The sequence below is a fragment of the Micromonospora orduensis genome (assembly GCF_006228125.1).
Classification (GTDB): Bacteria; Actinomycetota; Actinomycetes; order Mycobacteriales; family Micromonosporaceae; genus Micromonospora; species Micromonospora orduensis.
Genome location: NZ_VDFY01000004.1, coordinates 1 through 789, shown reverse-complemented (window position 1 = coordinate 789; position 789 = coordinate 1). Strand labels below are relative to the sequence as shown.

The 789-nt window shown below is 65.0% G+C and carries 1 protein-coding gene; it reads left to right on the top strand.

Going from position 1 to position 789, the window contains the following annotated elements; translation table 11 throughout:
• The first annotated feature begins 177 nt into the window (after positions 1-177).
• Positions 178-699 carry a hypothetical protein gene (locus FHG89_RS00020; protein WP_139581796.1) on the top strand — a complete coding sequence of 174 codons (522 nt, stop codon included), beginning with the start codon at positions 178-180 and terminating at the stop codon, positions 697-699.
• Positions 700-789 lie beyond the last annotated feature (90 nt).

Genomic DNA, 789 nt, shown 5'->3' with positions numbered 1-789 from the left:
GTTCGGCCGCACCTCCGCGACCATCCGCACCGCCCGCTCCCGCAACTCCTGCGGATACGGCTTCGTTCCTGCCATCTCTCGATCCTTCCCAAGCGGGGAAGTCTCTACAAGATCCGGGGCGGTTCAGCCACCCAAACGGCGTTGAGCGGAGTATCCGCAAGGTGGCAGAGTCGCAGGGTGACTCTTGTTCCAGCGACAGCCCGGCGCCTCGCGTTCATCCGCTACCTGCACCGACTCGCAGATACCCAGGCGCAGCTGCCCGATCCGCAGTCCGCAGTCTCACTGCTTATGCTGCACGACGCGGTCGAGAGCCTGCTCCTCCTGGTCGCCGATCACTACGGGGTCGCATCGCCGAAGTTCGAGGACTACTGGAAGGTCCTGAGCCCCAAGGTCCCCGGCGGTCTGATCGGATTTCGTGGTATGCAGCGGCTTCACCGCTCTCGCAACGACTTGAAGCACAACGGCGTCGTTCCGTCATCCGCGACGATCGCGCTTGCTGGCAGCGACGCGGCGGCTTTCATGTCGGCGACCGTGCAGGCGGTCTTCACCGTGGACTACACCGATGTGTCGATGGTCGACGTGGTGAGCCAGGCCAAGCTGCGCGCCCAGCTGCGCGCCGCCGAGGTTGAGCATTCGGGTGGGAAGACTCGCCTCGCAATGGTCGGGACTGCCCCGGGTTCGGTTGACTCGCGGGTTTGAGTGGTTCAGGCCGCGTGTACGGGCTGGTTGATTGTCTCAAACTCGATCGGGGTGAGCCGTCCGAGGCGTTGTTGCCGTCGCCGGCGGTGG